The sequence below is a fragment of the Corynebacterium sp. S7 genome, from assembly GCF_054401105.1.
This window is the reverse complement of sequence record NZ_CM136760.1, coordinates 714803-736207: the sequence shown is the minus strand read 5'-3', so window position 1 is coordinate 736207 and position 21405 is coordinate 714803. Positions and strand designations below refer to the sequence as shown.

Sequence of the window (21405 nt, the reverse complement as noted above, 5' to 3'; positions counted from 1 at the left end):
CGCTTGGCATCGCCGTTGACAACGCCAAGCGCTCACCGCGCTAAATCCAATTAATCCACAAACCCATGCCGCGCGCGCTCGGTGCGCCCGTGCGTCAACGCGTAGTACACACCGGCAAGTACAACCACGCCCGCAAGCGCCCAGTACATGGTGCCAAAGCTTATCGACGACAAAACGGCGCCCAACACAATCGGCCCGATACCGAAACCAACGTCAACCAACAGGAAGAGCGTGGACAGCGCCGAACCGAAGGAGTGACGATCGGCAACACCCACGGCAACCGACTGAGCCGCAGGCATCAGCGCGCCGTAACCGACACCGCTGAAAGCACCGGCGACGATGACGTGCCAGTTTTGCGTTGCCACGGCCAGGATGACCAACGAGATCACGAAGAACAACAGACCGGAGAAAATGACCGCATTGTCTCCCTTCTGGTCCTGCAGTTTACCCAGGTAGGCACGCGAGAGGAACATGGTCACGGCGTAGGCGATGAAGAAGAAGGCCGCACCGGTAACCAGGTTGCGCTCCTCGGCGTAAGCATTCACGTAGGTCATGATGCCGGAGTAGGCAAAGGCGACGATCAGCATGAAGGTCGCAATCGGTAGTACCTTCGGGTTGATGATCGAACGCAGGCTGAACTTCACCGCACCGCCGGAAGTAGTCGGCGAAGAAGTCCGCGCGTACAGCACGATGGCAGCCAGCAGGCCGACCAACGAAACGCCGAGCGTGACATAAAACAGCATGTCGTAGCTGAACCGATTCACAATCATCAGCGAAAGCGCAGGTCCAAAAGCCGCCGCAAGAGTGGTACCGAGTGAGAAGTAGCCGGTGCCCTCAGAGCGTCGTTGAGCGGGAATCAACGCCTGCACCATCGCCATGATTGCCGTAGTTGCAAACGAGTACGCGGCACCGTGCAGGAATCTCACGACAAGCAAAGCTGCCAAAGAATTCGCCGGAATATAAAACGAAACGATGATGGTGGTCACAAGCACCGCCATCAAAGTCACACGGCGGCTACCCACGCGGTCAACCACGTAACCCGTAAACAAGCGAGCCACGGTCGCACCGATAACGAAGGAACTGGCAGCCAGGCCACCCATCGTGTTCGACGCGTTGAATTGGGAGACGGCATACAGCGCCATCGTGGTGATCAGCGAATAGAACACCAGGAATTGGAGGAAGTTCGCTACCCATCCCATCACAAAGGTGGGCGTGATAATTTTCGGTTCACTTCCGCTTTGTTCGGTCTTCTCTTCGACCACGTGGGCTCCTTCGTCGTAAAGCAATTGCACTATGCAATTCGCACGAATTCTCAATCTACCAGATGAATTGCATCATGCAACTCGCCTGGTAAGGTGAAGATGTTCCCGATTCAGGAGTTTGATCAGTGGCAGAAGAGCCTTCCATCTACGACCAGCTCGCCTACGAGTTCGTCCTCATGTCGCGCTATAGCGTGCAAAATCTGCCCGCATTCGGTCGCGATAGCGCGTTGGATCGCAGCGCGCTGATCCTGCTTGCGCGGCTTGAGGCGTCGGGCCCGATGAGTGTTGCCGAGCTCGCGGACGCGTTCGAGCTAAACACGTCGACGGTGCATCGTCAGGTCAAGGCGGCCGAGGCGAACGGTCTCATCGAGCTTATCGACGACCCCTCCGGCGCCCCCGCCAAACTGCACCGCCCCACCGAAAAAGGTCTGCGGCAGCTGCACCAGGAATTGGACGAGCGATCTGCAGGGTACGCCGAATCTACCAAGGACTGGACTCCCGAGGAAGTGGAAACGTTTACGCGCCTGTTCCGGAGGTTCAACGAGGGCGCGGAGGCTCGGCGTGGGCGGCCGTGGCCAAGGAAGGGTTAGAAGAAGTAGACCGCGGCATTGTTGCCACCACGGCACACGATCGCCTCCTTCGTCTCGCTTGCGCAGTTCATCGCATACGTCTGGCCAGTGACGGGGCTTGTGGCCATAAAGGTTTGTGGCAGGCGCGTGCGGAGATAGGAATTGTTAGCATTCATCTCTTCGACCAACTTGTCTCTTAGCGCATATCCGAATTCGCACGAAGTATTCTCATTGACCCCAAAGATGTCCACAAAATAACCATCGCCAATGTTGCATATTGTTACTACCTCGTTTTTAACCATCACCTGATCACCTGGAACAGCATCCAGCAAATTGGTCACAGGAGTTCGCGGCTCGCTCGGAGACGTTTCCACGGTAGTTTCAGGAGGTGCCTGGGTTGGTGGTGCTTGGGTCGGTACCTGGCTTTGGCTCGGTGTCGCCGGCACCGAGGGGCTCACACTCGTCGTCACGCGTGTCGACGACGCAGGTGGATCCGTAGCTCCACCGGAACCATAAGCCGAGCAGCCACTCAGGACGAGGAGTGCCGCGGAGCCCAGAACCAACACCATCGATTGTGCAGTGCGCATTTTTATCGCCTCAAATCTAGTAAAAGTACACGACGGCATTGTTGCCGCCGGTGCAAGTGATGAGCTCATAGTTTTGCTTGGCGCAAGTCATGTCATAGGTCTGGCCGGTGACGGGGCTGGGCCCGACCCCCGGGAAGTGGACACGGAGGATTTAATCAGGAAGCAGATTTCAGGATAGCAGGACCGCGCTCCTCAAACACCGCAGGCGCGAGATATTTACACCAGGAATGTCGGCGCACCGTGTTGTAACGGATACACCAGCGGAACACGTCCCGGCGGCAGCGCAATTGATTCTCAAAGGTCTTGGAATCCTTGAGGACTTCCCGCTTCAGCGCAGCGTTGAAAGACTCCGCTAACGCGTTGTCCGCACTGGTGCCGATTGATCCCATTGACTGCCTAATTCCAAGCTCTTTGCAGGTGTCCTGGAATGCGTGAGAGGTGTAAACGCTGCCGTGATCCGAGTGGAAAATCGCACCTTTAAGGCTTCCACGCTGGCCCTTAGCCATCAGCAAAGCATCCTGCACCAGGGACGTGCGCATATGATCCGCGATCGCGAAACCAACAAGTCGGCGAGAATAGCAATCAATGACCGTGGCCAGATATATATTCGACCCATCCGCAATCGGCAGGTAGGTGATGTCCCCGACGTAGAGCTGGTTTGGTTTATCGGCAGTGAATTTCCGGCCGACAAGGTCAGGAAACACGGGTTTCTTCTGATCTGAGACGGTCGTGGTGACCTTGCGTTTCTTTGTATATCCGAACAGCTTGAGTTCGCGCATGACTCGGGCAACCCGCTTGTGGTTCACGGGGCCATGACCGGCCTGGTCTTTGAGTTCAGCCGTGATCCGTTTCGCCCCATAGCAACCGCGTTCGGCAGCGAATACAGTCTTGACGCGGGCGCCGAGGATCGCGTCGGACATGAGGCGTTTCCTGCGGGCTGAACTGCTGTTTTTCCATTTATAGAACGAAGATCTGTTGAGTTTTAACACCTCGCACAACCGCTTAACCGAATGGTTCTTCTGGGCGTCATCAACGAACCGGAAGCGGATCACCAGTTCGTCTCTTCCGCGAAATATTTAGCGGCTTTCCGCAGGATGTCACGTTCTTCCCGGAGCCGGGCGTTTTCTCGTTCGAGTTGTCGAATCCGCTCGGCCTCCGTCACCGAGGCCGGGGAAGCTGAATCCTTAGAGCTGATCTTGGTGCGGGCACCGGTGCCGTATTTTTTCAGCCAGTTATGCAGGGTGGCACGGTTGATCCCAAGATCAGTGGCGATGGTCTGGAGCGAGGTGCCCGGGGAGTTCTCGTAGAGCGCGACGGCATCGCGTCTGAACTCTTCGGTGTAGGTCTTGCTTGGCATGGTGTGGAGATTACCTTTCAGTCCCAGATTGTTGGGATGTTAGGTGTCTACCAAACGGGGGTCAGGTCCGCTTGTTGCTTGGAAGGATTTAGGCAAATGATCGCGGATATTGTCTTCGGTGGCATTGAGAGTCCCGACCATGCCGTCACTGACCGCATAGGCAAACTCGCAGCTAGTGTTCCCGTTGACCGCGATGACGTTCATTCTCCAGCCATCGCCGTTGACGCAGACGGTTGCTTGGTCGTTCCCAATTTGCACCTGGGCACCGGGGTAAACCTCCATTCCCCGAGGCAGAGAACTTTGGTCGGTGTTTTGTGGCGTGGTTGCCGGTTGCACGGTAGCAGGCACCGAAGGGCTCACACTCGTCGCTACGCGTGTCGACGACGGCGAAGGCTCCGAGCCACCTCCGGATCCAGAAGAAGAGCAGGCACCTAGGGCGAGGACCGCCGCGGAGCCGAAAACAAACAGCAATGATCGAGCAGTACGCATCGTACTTCTCCTTGAACGCGATATTTAATGGGATCAAGAATTTTTGCTGATAGTACTTTATTAATACGCATTTAAGGCGTGGTTATTACACGTACCGAAAACGGGAATCCCACCACACCGTTTCCTCGAGCAAACTAGGCTGTGACGCAAGGCACTTGCCCGCGTATCGCAACGGAAACGAGGCTCCCGATGACCGATCAAAGCACAGCATCCCTCCCCCATCAGCTTGCAGATGAACTCGGGTCCTCCGAAGCAGTGAGCACGCAGCTGATCAAACGAGCTGCCTACGCCTCGGACGCCTCGCACTTCTTCCATGTGCCCGAAGTGGTGGTCACCGCCCGCAGCGCGGAAGATGTCGCAGCTGTTTTCCGCGCTGCCAAAAGTGCAAATAGGCCAGTCACGCTGCGTTCCGGCGGCACTTCCTTGTCCGGCCAAGCCTCCGGCGAGGGCATCTTGGTGGATACCCGCAAGCACTTCCGTGGCATCGAAGTCCTTGAAAATGGCAAGCGTGTGAAGGTGCAGCCCGGCGCGACGGTACGCCATGTCAACGCACGCCTTGGCCTCTACGGCTACAAGATTGGCCCGGACCCAGCCTCGGAAATCGGGGCGACCATCGGTGGGGTGATCGCCAACAATTCCTCCGGCATGTTCTGTGGCACCGCGCTCAATGCCTACCAAACCATCGAGTCGATGACGTTCGTGCTCCCCTCCGGCACGGTAATTAATACAGCCGACGCGGGTGCCGACGAGAAACTGCGCACCCTGGAACCACACCTCGTCGAAAAGCTAGAAGAACTGCGCGAGCGCGTGCGCGGAAATTCTGATTCGATGGCGCGCATTGAGAAGTTGTACAGCCTCAAGAACACCATGGGATACGGCATGAACGCGTTCGTGGATCACGACAGTCCGCTGAAAATCCTGGAGCATTTGATCATCGGCTCGGAGGGCACGCTCGCGTTCGTCGCCGAAGCGATCTTCCGCACGATCCCCGTCGCGCCACTCGTGACCACTACGCTCGCGGTGTTCAATTCGCTTGACAGCGCAACGCGCGCCCTCCCCGCACTCGTCGAATCGGGCGCGGCGACACTGGAGCTAATGGACTCGGCATCCATCAAACGCGGGCAAACCTTCGCCGGGGCACCAGAGGCGATCTCGGGATTCGAGGTAAATGACGAGGCCGCGCTGCTGATTGAATATCACACCGATGAGCAGGAGAAACTCGCTCATTTGGAGGAGGTCGGCGAGCAAATTCTGCGCGAACAATCGCTGATGAAGCCTGCCACGTTTTCCACCGACAAGGACAGTGCGGCGCAGGCGTGGAGTTTCCGCAAGGGTCTTTACGCGCAGGTCGCGGGCGCGCGCCCGAAAGGAACCTCGGCGCTGCTCGAGGATGTGGCTGTGCCGGTGCCGAAGCTCGCCGAGGCCTGCGCCGACCTGCAGGAACTTTTCACCTCGCACGATTTCCACGACGGCGTGATCTTTGGCCACGCCAAAGACGGCAACATCCACTTCATGCTTTCCGACCGCTTCGACAACGACCATTCGCTGCGCCGCTTCGAGGATTTCCACGAGGGCATGGTTGATTTGGTCCTCGGCGCGGGCGGCAACCTCAAGGCGGAGCATGGCACGGGGCGGGCGATGGCGCCGTTCGTCGAGAAGCAATTCGGCTCCGAGCTCTACGAGGTGATGTGGGAGCTCAAGCGCGCCGCCGACCCGACGTTCACCATGAATCCCGGCGTGATTCTGTCGGAGGATAAGCAGTCACACCTCAAAGACATCAAGCTGCTGCCCGAGGTGGAGTCGGAAATTGAAAAGTGCGTGGAATGCGGTTTCTGTGAGTCGGCGTGCCCCTCGCGGGACCTGACGTTGACGCCGCGGCAGCGCATCGTCGTCAGGCGAGCTCGTGCTCGGGCGCTGGAAACCGGCGACACGCAGGCCGTCAAGGAGCTGGATCGCGACTACGAATATTGGGGCGTGCAGACCTGCGCCGCCGATTCGATGTGCGCGGTTGCGTGCCCGGTGCAAATTGATACCGGGGAGTTTGTGAAGAATTTGCGCGCGGACTCGGCTTCGCAGATGCAGCAGCGCGCGTGGGATGAGGCGGCGAAGAATTGGGCGCCGATAAACCGTGCTGCTTCCCGTACGTTGTCGAGTGCGTACATAATGCCCGAGTCGCTGGTGCGCAAGGTGACTGATGTTGCGCGTTCGCTGGTGGGTACCGAGACGGTTCCGCAGTATCAGTCGGAGCTGCCGAAGGGTGGCCGGAAGCGTTCGCGGTTCGGGCAGGTGGTGGGTAGTCGCTTCGCGGCACCCGTCGGCGTGTACGTTCCTGCCTGCGTGAACTCGATGTTCGACTCGGAAGTCTCGGACGCGTTCGTCGCGTTGTTGGAGCGCGCCGGCGTGGCGATGATCGTTCCCGACAACATCGACGAGTTGTGCTGCGGGACTCCGTGGTCGTCGAAAGGCATGTTCCGTGGCTTATCCACCATGCAATTTAAGGTCATCTCGACCCTGACCGAAGCCACCGACGGCGCACGGCTGCCCGTAATCACCGATGCCTCCTCATGCACCCAAGGCTTCGTGCACACGCTCGAATCCGGGGGCATCGAAGTCATCGACGTCATCGCATTCACCGCCGATTCGCTCCTGCCTCAGTTGTCGGCGTCGCCCGTGGGCACGGTCACCGTGCATCCGACCTGCTCAGCAGAGCATTTATCGCTTCACGACGACACGCTCACCCTCGCCCGCTTCGTTTCCCCCGAGGTCCACGTCCCCGAGAACTGGGGCTGCTGCGGCTACGCCGGCGACCGCGGAATGCTGCGCCCGGAGCTGACCGAATCGGCCACGCGGTTGGAGGCTTCGCGCGTTGGGGATTTTGAAACCGACTACTACGTATCCACCAACCGCACCTGCGAGTTAGGCATGACGCGGGCAACGGGGCACGAGTACAAGCACGTGCTGGAGCTGGTGGAGTTGGCGACGCGCTAGCTGGGTCCGCGGAATCGACCAAGCGGGTTTGAAGGTGCTTTTAGGACTAAGATACCAGGCATTATTTCCGGTTGGCCGATTCCAGTATCGACCACGCGGGCAGCACCCGCAAGCTATACCCCACCCAGCGCCCTACGCCGGAACTCCGTCGGCGTGCAGCCTTCAATTCGTTTGAAATACTGCCCAAAATTGGAAGGGTTGTGCACGCCCCAGCGTTGCAGGATCTTCTCAATGGGCACGGAAACAAACTCCTCGAGTGCAAGTTCAGCGCGCACACGTTCGAAACGGCGCTGGCGGATATAGCTCGCGCACGTCATCCCCGACTGCTTGAATGCATTGTGCAGGGAGCGAACCGAAACATGGGAGGCACCAGCGATCATGTTGGGGTTGAGCTCTGGATCGGAGAGGTTGGCCTCGATGTACGTCAGACAATGCTCGAGTAGGTCGAAGGCAGGGGGCTGAGCTGGGAGTTCTTCGGGCACTTTGGCGTCGATAAGCATGGCTTCAACCAGGCCAACTAGATGATTGCCCACAGCCGTGCGCGCTGAGACGGAGAGCGCGTCTCCCGTTGCAGGAAGGTCATTGAGGAACCCCAGCACGTGAGGCGCAAGGCCCTGAGTGCCGTCAAAGCCGAGCGCACCAATGTTGTCCCAGAGTCTCAGAGAGGTGCTAAACCGCGACAGCGGAATGCGCACGCTCCGGCTTTGATAATCACCGTGGCACTCCAAAATCACAGGTTTGTTCGATAAATATAGTCCCGCCTGGCCCGGGTACAACAAGACCTGGCTGCCACCCTGCGTCATCTTGATGGAACCCGAGATTTGGAAGGTGACTACAACGTATTCGTCGTCGTCCTGGCGCACAATTTCGTCGTTGCGCTCGGCAATGTGGTCGCCCGCGGTCATGGAGAAAACGTTTGTTTCTAAGAAGTTGATGGCTTGAATTTCGCCTTTGAAATCGGCCCCCTTACTGGACGAATGCCGAAAAGGCAGCACGTGGCTGCCTACCCGGTCGTTCCAGAAATCAAGGTTCCCTTGTCGCATGGCACAAAACTAGCCGAGTGTGATCTAGAAAACAACAGTGCACAAAACCGAGGGTGTAGTGCACGAGATCCATAGGTTCGCGGATATGACGCAGGTTACATTTTGAACCACGGCAAGAACATCTCACTCTCAGATCGGAGCAACACCGTGACTACCACCCTCACCTCTTCCGCACTTCGCCTCAACCCGGGCAACGAATACGAAGCACTCATGGAGCGCCTCGACGGCATCCTAGATCTGCTCGCAGCCAACGGCGAGAAGAACGAAGAACTCGGCCAGCTGTGCGACGAAAGCTTCAACGCACTCAAGGACACCGGCGCTTTCAAGATCGGCATCCCAGAGGAACTCGGCGGCTACGAGCTCACTCCGACCCAGTCGATTTCCGTAATCGAGAAGGTTTCCCGCGCAGATCCTGCCTCCGGCTGGGTGCTCATGGTCCTGCAGATGATCTCCGGCACCACCGCCGCCTACCTCGGCGAGGAAGCACAGCGCGAGCTCTTCCCAGCCAACGGCGACCACGCCCTCGTCGCAGGTCAGGGCACCCGATTCTGCAAAGCCGAAGCAGTTGAAGGCGGCTACAACGTCTCCGGCAACTGGTTCTTCGGCTCCGGCATGCGCCACGCCGATTGGATCCACACCGGCGCCATCGACGAAAAAACCGGCCGCGTCATGCTGGTCCACTTCCCGCGCTCCGAGGCTTCCCTCGACGGCAACTGGGACGTCCTCGGCCTGCGCGCATCCGGTTCCATCGACTACTCCTGCGAGAACGTTTTCGTCCCAGAAGCCTACGTCTACGAGCCAAACATGAAAGAACCGCTGGCAGGCGGTGCGCTGTACAAGATCGGCCTGGCCCTCATGTCCGGCATTTGCCACACCGGCTGGGCGCTCGGCATCGGACGCAGGCTTCTCGACGAGATGCAGAAGCACGCAGCCAAGAAATCCAAGCAGCCAGGCGCTTCCACCAACACCGACCAGTTCTACGCCGAATACGCCAAGGCCGAAGCCCGACTACTCTCCGCTAAAGCCCTGGTCAACAATGTTTGGAGCAGCATCGAGGACACCCTCAACGCTGGCGAAGACATCACCATGGAGCAAGAAACCCTCGCCCGCCTGGCGCTCAACAACGCCACCTGGGCTGCCCACGAAGTCAGCCAAACCGTCCACCTGTGGACAGCAACCGCGATGTCTCGTCGCGGCGACCTGCAACGCACCTTCCGCGACATGCACGTAGGCACCGGCCACATGACCTCCGGCCCCGTCGTCCTTCAACAGGTAGGCAAGTACCTCGCCGGCCTCGCTTCCCCTGATTCTTATTGGAACTTCTTCGATCTCGCTGAACCTGAATCTAACACTCAGAAATAACCAAGCAAGAAAAGGTAGAAACCATCATGACCACCTCATTTGCCATGGATACACACACTGAAACCGCCGACATCGCCCAAGATTTCCGCAGCGCCTTCGGTACCCATCCAGCAGGCGTCGCCATTATCACCGCCGACCCAGGCACCGGCCCCGTCGGAATGACCGCTACCAGTATCAGCAGCGTCTCCATGGACCCACCAACCATCGCACTCAACCTGTCGGCACAGTCCAGCTCATCAGCCAAGATCCTCGAAGCCAAGTACGTCGTTGTCCACCTCTTGGGCAAAGACAACCTCGACCTGGCAAAACTTTTCGCTGCACGCGGCGCCAACCGATTCGCCGACAAGTCCACCTGGGACCGCCTGCCCACCGGCGAGCCCTACCTGGTCAACTCCCGCGTCTGGATGCGCGGAAAAATCATCGATTCCATCGACGTGAACGGTTCACGTTTGGCGGCAATACGCCTCGTCGAGACGCGTATCGACGAGAGTAAAGCCCCCGCCCCACTTGTGTACTATGCCCGCGAGTGGCATGCGCTGACACCGTCCAGCAACATCACCCCGGCGTCTTAAGCCAGTACGAATCAGGAGAAAACATGTCATTCGATCAGCCCACCACCGACTTTCTCAAGGGCTTAGTGGAAAACGCCAGCGGCGACCCGTTCTGGAAACTACCGGCAACCGAAGCCCGCGTAGCCACCGACGGCCTGTACAACCTCTACGGCCCAGGTCCCGAGCTGCACTCGGTCGCCGACCACCAGGTCACCAGCGAAGACGGCGGGGAATTCACCGTCCGAGTCTTCCAACCTTCTGAGGCTCCAAGCGCGGTGGTCGTGTACTACCACGGTGGCGGCTGGGTCCTAGAAAACCTGCAGGGCTACGACACCCTCGGGCGCCAGCTCGCGGAGAAAACTGGTGCGACCGTGGTTGTTGTCGAGTACCGCAAGGTCCCGGAGCACCCCTTCCCGATCCCTGTGCAAGACGCGTGGGCTGCCCTAAAGTGGGCGCAGGAAAACCTCGCCGGCGACTTTCCCATCATCGTCGCTGGTGACAGCGCTGGAGCAAACTTGGCCACTGTTGTCGCAGCCCAGGCGCGCGATGCCGGTGCTCCTGCTCTGCGCGGCCAGGTGCTGGTCTGTCCTCCCACCGACACGAACTTCGACCGCCTGTCGTATCTGGCGGAAGAAAACCAGACGCCGATTGTCAATCGCGACTCGATGCAGTGGTTCTGGGACCAGTATGTACCCAACCTGTCGGACCGTGCGAACCCGCAGGCAACCCCGCTAAATTCTGCTTCGCTGGAAGGATTGCCACAGGCACTTGTCATCACCGCTGAGCATGATGTGCTTCGCGACGAGGGCGAAGCCTACGTTTCCGCCCTAGAAACAGCTGGCGTTGACGTTGAGCACCGTCGTTTCACCGGTCAGATGCATACCTTCTTCTCTATGGTGAACGTGCTGCCCGGCAGCGCCGAAGCCATCGAGCTAGTTGCCGAGCGCATCAAGGCCTTTGCTTCGGTGAACCGACCAGCGAGCTAAGTTTCCCTTCTGGCCGGTGGCCGCTGCCCTTCGTGGGTGGCGGCCGTTTTTTATGCCTTATATATAGGTCTAAAAATTCTCAGCCTTATTCCAAAAATCCAGCAGCTCTTCACCGATGTGTTCGTGCTCTTCCATGGGCAGCGAGTGGGTACCGCCGGGCCAGACGGTCACCGTGGCATGGGGTAAGAGCGTGCGAATCCGGTCGGCGCTCTTCGCACCTCCGGCAAGCGTTGAATCGCCACCAATGTCGAGGCGCACAGGCATGGTGAGGCTTTTCCACTGCTCGTCGGAGAGCTTGCGTGGCTGAGGCAGCTCCGCAGAGTAGCCCTGGGAAGCTACATCGATCATCTCCGACATGGGCGTGAGCTCTTGCACCTCTTCAACTGTGGTGCCACCGATCTCGGCCAGTGCTCGGTCGCGCCACGATTGTGGCGTGGGCAAAATGGCAATCGTCGCCCAGAAGTAGATGGATAGGGGCATATTGCTTAACACCATGACGGGCTCGAGCAGGGTGAGGCTTGCCATCTGGTCTGGGTGAGCAAGTACGAATTCGGCTGCCGTGGCTCCACCGAAGCTGTGCCCCACTGCGTGGACGGGTCCGAGGTTGAGCCCGCTGACTGCCTGGGAGAGCCATTCTCCCTGCTCAGCGGGGCTAGTCAGCGGTTTGGTTTGGTTGGAAAGGCCTGCATCGCCGATAGGGTCGAGAGCGATAAGAGTGCGTTTGCCGATCCACGAGGGCAGGTTCTCTACCCACATCGGAGCACCACTGGAGCGGCCAGGTAGGAGCAGCACCGGGGCACCAGAATCTGCAGGACCTTGCCAGACAATAGCGTGGACCGTGCCGAACTGGGTCTGGATATCACGCGTCTCATCTGGGGCTGCGACCTGCGAGAGAACTTCGTCGTAGGCCTTCAGGTAGCGGGCACGTGCATCTTCGCTGCGCCACCGGCCGACCTTCGGGGCGAAGATTCTGCGACGCCTTGGCTGTCCTGCACGATCGCGACTCATATTTCCCAAGGTACAAAACGCAAACGCCACCTGCCACACATCAGTGGCAGGCGGCACAGATTTAGAATCGACCAAGCGGGGTTGAAGGTGCTTTTAAGTCTGATATACCAGGCATTATTTACGTGTGGCCGATTCCAGTATCGACCACGCGGGCAGCATCACCAGTGATCCATGCGGGAAATGCCCGTGCTCACGTTCTCGCCGGCAGTCGAGGCGAAAGTCACCTCCCGCAGCGCGTCGAGCAGCACCGAGTACGGGTCGCCGGAATCATCCTGAGCTCGGAAAGCCACGTGCAAGTCGGGGCGCACGAGCACCATGCCGGAATCGGAGACCTCGCGTTGGCGGGCCCAGTCGTCGTAAAGATCATCGAACTGCTGGCCCGGGCCGATCTGGTGCACGCGGACTTCATAACCTAGTTCTGAACTGACCCGGCGCGCTGCATCCACCCAGGCTGCACCATTGTTACCGGTCAGCACCGTAAATAGGCCGCGGCCGCAAAGGTCAAAGGTGGAGCGTCGAGGCGCGCCAGCCACCGAAGTATTAGCAACCCACGCATGTGGCAGGCGCGCGCCCGGCCAAGTGGTGGCCTGGTAATAGAGCTCTGGGTCGCGCTCATTAACAGGCTCAGAAGTACCATCGGACTTCACGGCACCGGACTGGTAACGCTGGCCCAACTCGACGCCAAGCGCGTTGAACTCGTAGTTCTTCAGCTGCAGGGCACTACGAAGCTGGGCGCGGGATTCCTCACCGCGCGCACTGTTTTCCTTGCGCACGTCCATCGCCGCGCGCAAAGCCTCATCACTTGCGCCCTCTTCGAATCCAAGTGCCTGGAAGATCTGACCGAACTCGTCAATCGACTTGTTGGCGCGGCGCACAATCTGGCGGCCGACGGGAACGCGCTCGTCGTTGTAGGAATCGAGAAGTTCGGGGCCGGCCTGGCCACGCAGGACCATCGCGAGCTTCCACGCCAAATTGTAGGAATCACCCACCGAGGTATTGGAACCCAGGCCGTTGCTTGGCGGATGGCGGTGCACGGCATCGCCCACACAGAACACCCGGCCCTTGGAATTTTGCTCGGCGTAAACCTCGTTAACCGTCCACAGCGAGTAATCGCGCACCTTAATCTTCAGGTCCGGCAGGCCAACGAGGCCGCGGACGATTTCGGCGGCGGATTCGTCGTTAAGTACTGGCGGCTCGCCGTTAATATCGTAGCCCCAGGTCACAAGCCACTCGTTCCACGGGCGAACCATGCGCACGAGGCCGAGGCCGATGCCGCCGACGGACGCGCCCGGCTGCAGCACCCAGTAGAGAGTGGACTGGCGATCCTGGCAAAATTCGGTCAGATCCATGTCGCACCAGATGTTCATGGAGCCGGACTTGCCCATCTCGCCGGAGAGCGGCAAACCAAGCTGCGCCGCCACCTGGGAGCGGCCACCGTCGGCGCCAATCATGTACTTGGAGTGGATGGTGTAGGTGGTATCGGAGAGGCGATCGCGCACGAGGGTGTGCACGCCCTCGTCGTCTTGCACCACGGAGACAAACTCGGTTGACCAGCGGAATTTCGAGCCGCGCGACATCGCGGTGCGCACGAGCATGGGCTCGAAACGAGTCTGCGGAACGTCGCAGTTCATCGACGGGGAGGCCATCTCGTAATCCGCGTGGCGCTGCGGATGCGTACCCCAGGAACGCAGGCGGCCGAACTCCTCGCCGGCAATGGCGGTACAGAACACGGTCTCGCCGATCATCTCGTGTGGCGTGGAAATCGCCTTCAGGTCCTCCTCAATGCCCATGTCGCGCATAATTTCCACAGTGCGCTGGTTGGTAATGTGCGCGCGTGGCGTGTTCGCGGTGTTGGAATACTTGCTCACCACGAGGTGGTCGATGCCATAAGACGCGAGGAAGAGGGCTGCCGAAGAGCCCGAGGGGCCGGACCCGACGATCAAGACATCGGTGGTGATATCACCAGGTTGGAAGGAAGTAGATGGCATAGTCATGGTTAATTCTCCGATTAGTTTTGTGGTGCGAGGACGATGTCAAAGGTGGTGCGGGTCCAGTCGCGGTCGAGCGCGCGGCCGTCGGGGGTTGGCGTGGATGCGTCTTGTTGCTCGAACTTCTTAATCAGCGAGTCCTTGACGCCGAAGACGGAGTCGCCGATTTCTAGCTGCGGGTCGCCTTCAACGAAAATGTGAGTTACTAATCGACGAAGCCCCGGCGCGTCCACCATGAAGTGCAAGTGGGCCGCACGGACTGGCGATCGGCCCGTGGCCTGCAACATCTTGCCCACTGGACCGTCGTGAGGAATCGGGTACGGGGTAGGTGTCAGGCCCCAGAATCCGTAGCGCCCCTCGTCGTCGGTACGCAACCAGGCGCGACCGGCTGCTTCCTGGCCTTCATACTGCACGTCGTAGAAGCCGTCGTCGTCTGCTTCCCACACGTCGATGCGAGCCCCGGCGACCGGGTTGCCCTCGGTGTCTTTCACGGTGCCTTCCACCCAGCATGGCTGGCCCGACATGCCGCCGGAGATGTCGCCGCCGTATTGGATTTCAGGGGCATCTTCGACGAAGAACGGGCCGAAAACGGTGGCCTCGGTGGCGTCCCCGTAGGCCTCATTGTTGACCGCGATGGTCATCATGGAGGCGCCGAGAACGTCGGAGAGCAGGACGAATTCTTGGCGTTTGTCGTCGGTAATATGTCCGCAATCGGTGAGGAAGGCAATGGCCTTGTCCCACTCCTCTTCGGTCAGGCGCACATCGCGGATGAAGGCGTGCAGGTGCTTGGTCAGCGACTGCATGAGTTCTTTGAGGCGCGGGTCCTCGGTGTTCTCGAAAGAACTGAGAACACGCTCGGTGACGTCTTGTTCGATAGCTTGTTGATCCATTGTTCTTCTCCTTAAAGTGCGTTCTTCAGCAGCTGCGTCATGTTTTCTTCGGTGACCTCGACCGGGTTGTCCTTCGGAGCTACGGCCACGATGCGCTCGACGGCCTCGGGGATGTCAGACTCCTTGAACCCGATCTCGGAGAGGTGGCGTGGCGCACCGATACGTTCGTAGAGATCCTCGAGTCCCTGGACCGCGTCGTCGGTGCCAAAGACCTCGGCCAGGCGATCAACGTGGGCGCGCTCCCCCGCCGCCGCATTGAAGCGCAGAACGTTCGGCAGGATAATCGCGTGCGTTTCGGCATGCGGTAGGTCGAAAGTTCCGCCAAGCACATGGCAGATTTTGTGGTGCAGGCCCGAGCCCGCGGACGAGAAACTCAGCGCCGCGAGGTAGCAGCCAGCAAGGGTTTCTTCGCGAGCCTCGGTGCTTCCGGATTCGGCGAGTGCCTGGAGTCCGTCGCGAAGCAAGCGCGCACCCTCGAGCGTGTGGGCACGGTTAATCGGGTCCGCCTTCGGTGCCCACAGCGAGTCCACGCAGTGCGCCATGGCATTCAGGCCAGACGCGATGGTCATCTGGTTGGGCAGTGATGCCAAAAGTGCAGAATCATAAACAACCACCTTTGGCAGCACCTTCGGGTCGGTGCCGGTGGTCTTCGTGCGGTCCTCGGTCATGCCCCACACGGCGGTGGCCTCGGAGCCGGCGTAAGTGGTGGGTACGGAAATAATCGGCAGGCCGCTGGTCAGCGCGATGGCCTTGGCAAGGCCCGTGGTGGAGCCACCGCCGATGGAAATCAGCACGTCAGCCCGGGCTTCCGCTGCAGCCGCGCGCGCCTGCTCGGCCTTTTCCACCGGCACGTGCATGACCACGTCGTTGAATTCCCCGGCAAGATCGATGCCTGCAATCACCCCAGCAGCTAGTTCCTCTTCGCGCTCGGAGGCAATAAGAAATGGCTTCGACGCGCCCAACGCGGCGATAGCCTCGCGGACGTTCTCCGCCGCCTGGCCGGTTCCGAACCTAACTTCTTGTTCTAGTAGATGATGATGAAATTTGAGCTGAGTCACGTGGTTTCCCTCTCTGTAATGTGGATCACTACAAGTGAGATTAGCCACCGCTAGGGTATAAATCGAATACTAATTTTTAGGGAAGGGTATAAATTTCCAGTATGGACTTCCGCCAGCTGCGATACTTCCGCGCCGTCGTCGAAAATCGCTCTTTTTCGGCCGCCGCCAAAGCCCTGCACATGACCCAGCCCTCGCTCAGTCTTGCCGTGCGCGAGCTGGAAAAGGACTTCGGCGCAACGCTGCTCAAGCGCGAGCATCATGGGGTGACGCTCACGCCCGAGGGCGAGATTGTCTACGAGACCAGCCAAAATCTCGACGAGCAACTCAACCAAGCCAAGGGCGCCGTGGCCTCACTCCGCGACGGCACCGCCGGCTCCGTTCGCCTCTCCATCGCCCCCGAATACAACTGGGCCGGGCTTGCCACCCTGATCAATCACGTGCGCGATGGTGCGCCGACGCTCGAGATCACCATTTACGACCCGGACCCCACCCAGAGCATCGACAATACCTACCAGGGCAAAGCCGACATTGGCATCATCCCGAACTCCAATCCGCAGGCATTCAAGGCTCGACACGCCTCGACTTTTGAGGTGCGCGCCATCAAGGTTTTACCTCTGGCCTTAGCTGCGCCGAGCGGCTGGGACCTTGGCTCTGGTCCCGTGAGTTTGCCCGAGCTTTCCGGCTATCCCTGGCTCGTTCCCGTGGCCAACGTGTGGTTCGAAGGCCTGCCCGAAATCCTCGAGCGCGAATGGGCCGCAGCACCCGAAAGCTACCCGTCGTCGGTGATTCAAGTGGCCACCTTGCAGACCGTTTTGCCGCTGGTTGCCTCCGAGGCCGGCATTGCCGTGGTACCCGAGATCACCGAAACCATCGCCCCGCGCGGCGTGACCATCTACCCGCTTGCCCAGGAGATCGCTCCCCTGACCCTGCTGGCCTTTTGGAATAAGAAGCGCACCGTTACGCCTGCGACGCAGCGTTTCCTGGACGCAATCGAGGAGCTGCATCCCGAGGGTTAAAGAGTTTTTGCTTGACGACGAGTGCGTGGCCGGATCCGTACTGCTCTATTTTATTCTGGCATAAACCGATTTTTATTGAATATGCAACATATTAGGCATCGAACATATATAGTGAAGACATTATGTATGTCTAGGCCTATTCGCCGAATGGGTATTTGAGAGGAATCTTGCGTTGTTCCACGATCCCAGTACCCAAAGCCGTTTCAAAAGACGGGCAGGCCTCGTTGCTGGTGCATTCGTTTTGACTGGACTGCTGGCAAGTTGTGGTTCCGACGTCGCTGAACCCGCTGAAGTGACTGTCACGAAAACTCAACCTCCCGTGACGGAAACTCCAACGACGACGGATTCAAGGCCAGACCCTGTATGCCTGAATCCGGATTCGGAATACAGCGGCGATTCGAGATCTTAAGAGCGGTTCGTACCTTCGCGGAGGTAGTAGGGTCCTCCTGCTTTGAACCGAAGGTGTAGTCCAGGGCTGATATTTCACAGTTAGCGCACCTAAACTTCCCTCAGCAATTAATATCATTTAGACCCATTTTGAACATTTGAGCGAAGCTTGAACTAGCTGTGTCGTTCCCCTAATTAATAGTGAGAATATGAGCCAATCGCATGCTAATTACGTCCAGTCCACCGATGGATCGGAAAGCGATGACCCCGAAATCAACCTGGATATCAACACAGCTCTCATGCAGGCTAACCAGGAGGAAACAACCCCTGGGCGACTTTCCGCCGCAAAGGCAGCACTCACTGTTCCGCTGGAAAAACTACAGCGCATCGAATCTGCAGCGGACATCAAGCGCTCCACGATTGCCGATCTTCACGTCACTACAGAAGGCTACGAGCAGATTTTCTCGATTCTGTCCGACACAGTGCGGGCGAATATTAGTTACCCGGATGTGGCAAAGCCGATTCTGGAGAAAAACAGCCTCGTCCTCATCACCGGTCTCACCGGGCACTCTTTGCTAAGTCCCGATGGCTCATTTTGGGATTCGTGGTTCAACAGGCTGGGGCTTCCCACCACTGATTGGTTGGTCAATTTCATCCGCGTGCGCCTGAAAAACTGGCTGCAGTCCCTCGAACTCGCTACTTTCGACGATGCCGATCTCAAGGGAACTGACTACGTTTCATTGATCAGGCTCCACGCGGGATTAACCGCCAGCGATGCCATCTACTTGCATCAGCGCCTGCAGAGTCAGAAACAAGCTGGTTCACCTTTTAATTCGGAAACTGAATTCGCTTCCGCGATGATCAACGCGGGTGATGGTAACTCAGAATTCCAGCTCACTTCTTCTTTGTCGAACCTGGTCACATTTAGTCGACAGCGCGCAAACGATATCTTCCAGCGCGTTTTCGAGTTGTATGAGCATTCCGAAGCCCATGGTGGTTGGGGAAATGTCGTTGATTTCGAAGGGACTCACAATCTTCCCGAACCAACTTTCACGGCACTGACCAAACTCTTCTCCGGCGAATCGCTCCCTGAGCTTGAAGTGCCTGACACCGTCAAGCTCTCCAAAGCCGCGACCGCCCCTACCATTGCTTTTGATCTCGATCGCTTGGAAGCTCAGGCCGTATTAGGGGCTATTCCTGCAGGGAACTCGGTCACCCTGTCGGACTTTGAGCGCACGTTGGTCTTCGACAGTGTCCCTAAAGTAGTTCACCAACGTGCAAATTTCACCCACGGTGGATTCGAAGAACTGCGGGTACCAATCCAATCCCCAATCAAGCATCTCTCGGAACTTGTTGGCGGCAAGGAAGTAAACAAGGTTTCGGTTATCTCCGACGAACGTCCGTACCTGTTATTGCGCGCCGACGGTTCGCTTCACCGCGATCAAACGGCTCTCCACGGGGAATCGACGATCTTCTTAGTCCGCGAAAGTGCCACCATCACAGCGTCGCCGGCCACCACCGCACCAACTGTTCTCGGCGAGATAGTCGGCTGGAAGGGCTGGCGCCTGCTCACAATTCAATTAGATAGCGTCAAATCCATCCGGGTACATGACCAAAAATTTACGAAGAGCCTTCCGGTCAATCGGGAAACTCGCGTTCTTTGGGATTTCGAAGACTGCCACCTCGAGAATGTCTATGGCGCTCCCGGTGTTCAGGTGCTGAATCAAATTCCCCGTGTTACTTTTCCTGATGATTCGAACGAATGGCGAATGGACTACTTTGTAGAATCCCCATCTGGCCAGTCCATTGAATTCGATTCCTATGTCGTCGAAGATGAGTTTCGCGGCGAGGCGTTTCCCGTCTTTGACACTGCCGAAGAACCTTGGATTGGAAAGATTCGCGTCGATGTATTCCGCAACGGACTGAAGTACCAGTCTAAGAACCTGTATTTGGCTGAAGACCTTCAAGCCCGGGTCGATATATCCCGGCAAAAGGACAATGGTGGATTCCGCTTCCTTGATATCAATGGGAATAATCAAGTGCAGTTGTCCGGAACGACAGTTGAATTTCGTCATTCTTCGTCGTCCAAGGTCAAGTTGCCACCGGGAAACTACGCCATTGAGGACAACAACGGACAGCGTAGTTTCCCCATTGGGCTTCGCAGCGACGAAGACTACAGTCTCAATGTTGCAGTCACGGCACCGACGATGCGCTTCCAGATACCGCTTGCCGACGAAGTTACGTCCTGGTCTGCAGACCATCAAACGATCAACACTGACGAGGTAGATTCCACGGGCGCATTTAAGGTGCGCTTTCCCACAAAGGTGCACGACCCAGAAATCCAGATCGTTGATGCGCGCAGAATCCCGGTTGCACGCCCTATCCCCCTTACAAGTACGGGCGCAAGGAATGAATGGGCGTGCTCCGCATCGCTGATCTTGGACCGAATTAAGAATAGTGCGGAACACACAGTTCAGGTCGTCTGGCACATGCGCAGCAAGCGATCGCATGAATTTAAGTATGAGTACGACCGCACTCGAACTGTACCCAAAGAGCGCCCAGTCAGTGGCCCTGCTTATCTTTCGACATTCACGAAAAAGCCACTCATTGAAAGAGCAAGCCTCGAGGGCACCACACTCAAAATTTCATTTGGCCGCCAACCGATGTCGTCTGTAGAACTTCGGGTCTGGCAATTCTTCAAACCAAATGAAAAGCCAATCTCGCTTTCCGTAAGAGGGAATTCCGTTGAGTTGCCTGATGAGCTGGTCAACGCTGGCCCGTTAGTCATCGATGCCAAGGAAGTCAGTTTCCTTTCCCTTTGGGAGCCCTCGCGTCCTTCTGTTGAAGCGATTTTCTTAGTCGATGGCACTCAGAATCCTTGGACGTCCAGGGTTCCCAATCGTTGGATGTTCCTGCCATTCAAGAGTCGTCAACTATTCGGCGATGATTTGCGCGATATTTGGCAAGCCCGTTGGGTGTTTTCCCCATTGTTCGGACAGGACAACACTATTCTCAGGGACTTTGAAAAGGCGACTTCAAACTACCTGCACCAGAACCCGCGTGATTCGCTAAGTGTTCTCAACCGAACGGGATTTAGCCAATCCGATCAGTTAGAAGCGTTGATTACCTCCGGACTAACAACGCGGAGTTTTCACACCTATCAAACGGGTGGCGATATTCATTCCGTACCTTGGATTGGATTGATCCAGGAGCTCAACGATGTAATGACTTTGTCTAAGCGTGCGTCCGTTGAATCGGTCTCTTCCGAATGGGCCGAATCCGAGCACTATATTCGATCCCACGGTAGTACCCAGCTCTGGGAAGTCCTCCTAGGTAAGAATTCAGGTGGGCAGATTGTTGAGCGCAACCTCCGTCACCTTGAGTCCTACGATCTCAACGACGCAGGTCAACTTCGAGAGCTTCGTAAAAAGGTCACCAGCAGGATCGACGATGGGAAGATTGTCTCGTCGCAAAGCTATCTCCACGCTGTAACGGAGCTGATTGAAAAGGAGACGTCGCTCCGCAGGCAAGCACCGGAAATTGGAAAGCTCTACGGAGAAATAGATAACTTTATCTATCGCTTGCGCGAACTGAATGACCCCACTCTCAACCGCGCGACGGCGTCTCTCGGAGCCCTCACTGAGGACGTTAAAGGTCAGACCTGGCCTTTCGTGCTCGAGATTTCCTTCACCCTCGCGCTCCTGGCCCGAATGGTTGCGCATGGATTCCCTCGCCCCTTCCCGTCGTTTGCAAGACATCGCGATACGTGGGCAGCTATTTCTCGAGTTTCGCCTTCACTCACCGCACATGACCTGGTGCTGGCAGAAGCAATCGTTTTGTCGGCGAAGAATTCAAAAGGATAGA

At 57.9% G+C, this 21405-nt stretch carries 16 protein-coding genes; 7 read left to right on the top strand and 9 right to left on the bottom strand.

Features of this window, described 5'->3' with window-relative positions:
* Positions 1-50: 50 nt before the first annotated feature.
* The gene (locus ACXZ66_RS03575; RefSeq protein WP_458751251.1) at positions 51-1199 is read right to left on the bottom strand and encodes an MFS transporter; all 1149 of its coding nucleotides are present in this window, start codon (positions 1197-1199) and stop codon (positions 51-53) included.
* Positions 1200-1387: 188 nt separating this feature from the next.
* Here ACXZ66_RS03575 and ACXZ66_RS03570 point away from each other — a divergent pair, with 188 nt between their 5' ends.
* Positions 1388-1852: a MarR family winged helix-turn-helix transcriptional regulator gene (locus tag ACXZ66_RS03570; RefSeq protein WP_458750554.1), complete on the top strand. Its 465-nt coding sequence runs from the start codon at positions 1388-1390 to the stop codon at positions 1850-1852.
* On the opposite strand, the gene ACXZ66_RS03565 is transcribed toward ACXZ66_RS03570, so the two are convergent.
* The 3 genes from ACXZ66_RS03565 to ACXZ66_RS03555 all read right to left on the bottom strand — a co-directional run bounded on the left by ACXZ66_RS03565 (position 1849) and on the right by ACXZ66_RS03555 (position 4264).
* Positions 1849-2418 (bottom strand): hypothetical protein, encoded by a 570-nt coding sequence (locus tag ACXZ66_RS03565; RefSeq protein WP_458750553.1) that lies wholly within the window; start codon positions 2416-2418, stop codon positions 1849-1851. The genes ACXZ66_RS03570 and ACXZ66_RS03565 overlap by 4 nt on opposite strands.
* A 155-nt stretch (positions 2419-2573) precedes the next feature.
* Positions 2574-3775, bottom strand: a protein-coding gene (locus ACXZ66_RS03560; protein WP_458748508.1) for an IS3 family transposase whose coding sequence is annotated in 2 segments (ribosomal slippage) — positions 2574-3481 and positions 3481-3775 — 1203 coding nt in all. Because the reading frame shifts where the segments join, the coding sequence is not laid out codon by codon here.
* Positions 3776-3814: 39 nt separating this feature from the next.
* Entirely contained in the window at positions 3815-4264 is a 450-nt protein-coding gene (locus ACXZ66_RS03555; RefSeq protein WP_458750551.1) for a hypothetical protein, read from the bottom strand.
* A 189-nt stretch (positions 4265-4453) separates the two neighbouring features.
* Here ACXZ66_RS03555 and ACXZ66_RS03550 point away from each other — a divergent pair, with 189 nt between their 5' ends.
* Complete coding sequence (locus tag ACXZ66_RS03550; RefSeq protein WP_458750549.1) at positions 4454-7252, top strand: FAD-binding and (Fe-S)-binding domain-containing protein; 2799 nt, start codon at positions 4454-4456, stop codon at positions 7250-7252.
* 113 nt (positions 7253-7365) lie between these two features.
* Here ACXZ66_RS03550 and ACXZ66_RS03545 read toward each other — a convergent pair whose 3' ends face one another.
* Positions 7366-8295 (bottom strand): AraC-like ligand-binding domain-containing protein, encoded by a 930-nt coding sequence (locus ACXZ66_RS03545; protein ID WP_458750547.1) that lies wholly within the window; start codon positions 8293-8295, stop codon positions 7366-7368.
* Between the two features lie 147 nt (positions 8296-8442).
* Between ACXZ66_RS03545 and ACXZ66_RS03540 the strand changes: the two genes are divergently transcribed.
* From ACXZ66_RS03540 to ACXZ66_RS03530, 3 genes are read left to right on the top strand one after another with little or no spacing between them, the layout of a single operon-like run.
* Entirely contained in the window at positions 8443-9657 is a 1215-nt protein-coding gene (locus ACXZ66_RS03540) for an acyl-CoA dehydrogenase family protein (protein ID WP_458750545.1), read from the top strand.
* Between the two features lie 26 nt (positions 9658-9683).
* Positions 9684-10229: a flavin reductase family protein gene (locus ACXZ66_RS03535; RefSeq protein WP_458750543.1), complete on the top strand. Its 546-nt coding sequence runs from the start codon at positions 9684-9686 to the stop codon at positions 10227-10229.
* Positions 10230-10252: 23 nt separating this feature from the next.
* Positions 10253-11194, top strand: coding sequence for an alpha/beta hydrolase (locus ACXZ66_RS03530; protein WP_458750541.1), 942 nt, complete (start codon positions 10253-10255; stop codon positions 11192-11194).
* A gap of 69 nt (positions 11195-11263) precedes the next feature.
* Here ACXZ66_RS03530 and ACXZ66_RS03525 read toward each other — a convergent pair whose 3' ends face one another.
* From ACXZ66_RS03525 to ACXZ66_RS03510, 4 genes are all read right to left on the bottom strand, one after another.
* Entirely contained in the window at positions 11264-12202 is a 939-nt protein-coding gene (locus ACXZ66_RS03525; RefSeq protein ID WP_458750539.1) for an alpha/beta fold hydrolase, read from the bottom strand.
* A gap of 158 nt (positions 12203-12360) precedes the next feature.
* Positions 12361-14196, bottom strand: a complete 1836-nt coding sequence (locus ACXZ66_RS03520) for an FAD-dependent oxidoreductase (protein ID WP_458750537.1) — start codon at positions 14194-14196, stop codon at positions 12361-12363.
* A 14-nt stretch (positions 14197-14210) separates the two neighbouring features.
* Positions 14211-15080, bottom strand: a complete 870-nt coding sequence (locus tag ACXZ66_RS03515) for an intradiol ring-cleavage dioxygenase (protein ID WP_458750535.1) — start codon at positions 15078-15080, stop codon at positions 14211-14213.
* An 11-nt stretch (positions 15081-15091) separates the two neighbouring features.
* Positions 15092-16138, bottom strand: coding sequence for a maleylacetate reductase (locus tag ACXZ66_RS03510; protein ID WP_458750533.1), 1047 nt, complete (start codon positions 16136-16138; stop codon positions 15092-15094).
* A gap of 101 nt (positions 16139-16239) precedes the next feature.
* On the opposite strand from ACXZ66_RS03510, the gene ACXZ66_RS03505 reads away from it, so the two are divergent.
* Both ACXZ66_RS03505 and ACXZ66_RS03500 read left to right on the top strand, forming a co-directional pair.
* On the top strand, positions 16240-17154 hold the full coding sequence (locus ACXZ66_RS03505; RefSeq protein ID WP_458750531.1) for a LysR family transcriptional regulator: 915 nt from the start codon (positions 16240-16242) through the stop codon (positions 17152-17154).
* An 896-nt stretch (positions 17155-18050) separates the two neighbouring features.
* Complete coding sequence (locus ACXZ66_RS03500; RefSeq protein WP_458750529.1) at positions 18051-21404, top strand: hypothetical protein; 3354 nt, start codon at positions 18051-18053, stop codon at positions 21402-21404.
* Position 21405: the final 1 nt, after the last annotated feature.

Coding starts and splice junctions, on each gene's coding strand:
- ACXZ66_RS03565 (WP_458750553.1), bottom strand. CDS start 2,418: ATGCGCACTGCACAATCGATGGTGTTGGTTCTGGGCTCCGCGGCACTC.
- ACXZ66_RS03515 (WP_458750535.1), bottom strand. CDS start 15,080: ATGGATCAACAAGCTATCGAACAAGACGTCACCGAGCGTGTTCTCAGT.
- ACXZ66_RS03550 (WP_458750549.1), top strand. CDS start 4,454: ATGACCGATCAAAGCACAGCATCCCTCCCCCATCAGCTTGCAGATGAA.
- ACXZ66_RS03575 (WP_458751251.1), bottom strand. CDS start 1,199: ATGGGATGGGTAGCGAACTTCCTCCAATTCCTGGTGTTCTATTCGCTG.
- ACXZ66_RS03530 (WP_458750541.1), top strand. CDS start 10,253: ATGTCATTCGATCAGCCCACCACCGACTTTCTCAAGGGCTTAGTGGAA.
- ACXZ66_RS03505 (WP_458750531.1), top strand. CDS start 16,240: ATGGACTTCCGCCAGCTGCGATACTTCCGCGCCGTCGTCGAAAATCGC.
- ACXZ66_RS03555 (WP_458750551.1), bottom strand. CDS start 4,264: ATGCGTACTGCTCGATCATTGCTGTTTGTTTTCGGCTCCGCGGCGGTC.
- ACXZ66_RS03520 (WP_458750537.1), bottom strand. CDS start 14,196: ATGACTATGCCATCTACTTCCTTCCAACCTGGTGATATCACCACCGAT.
- ACXZ66_RS03535 (WP_458750543.1), top strand. CDS start 9,684: ATGACCACCTCATTTGCCATGGATACACACACTGAAACCGCCGACATC.
- ACXZ66_RS03545 (WP_458750547.1), bottom strand. CDS start 8,295: ATGCGACAAGGGAACCTTGATTTCTGGAACGACCGGGTAGGCAGCCAC.
- ACXZ66_RS03525 (WP_458750539.1), bottom strand. CDS start 12,202: ATGAGTCGCGATCGTGCAGGACAGCCAAGGCGTCGCAGAATCTTCGCC.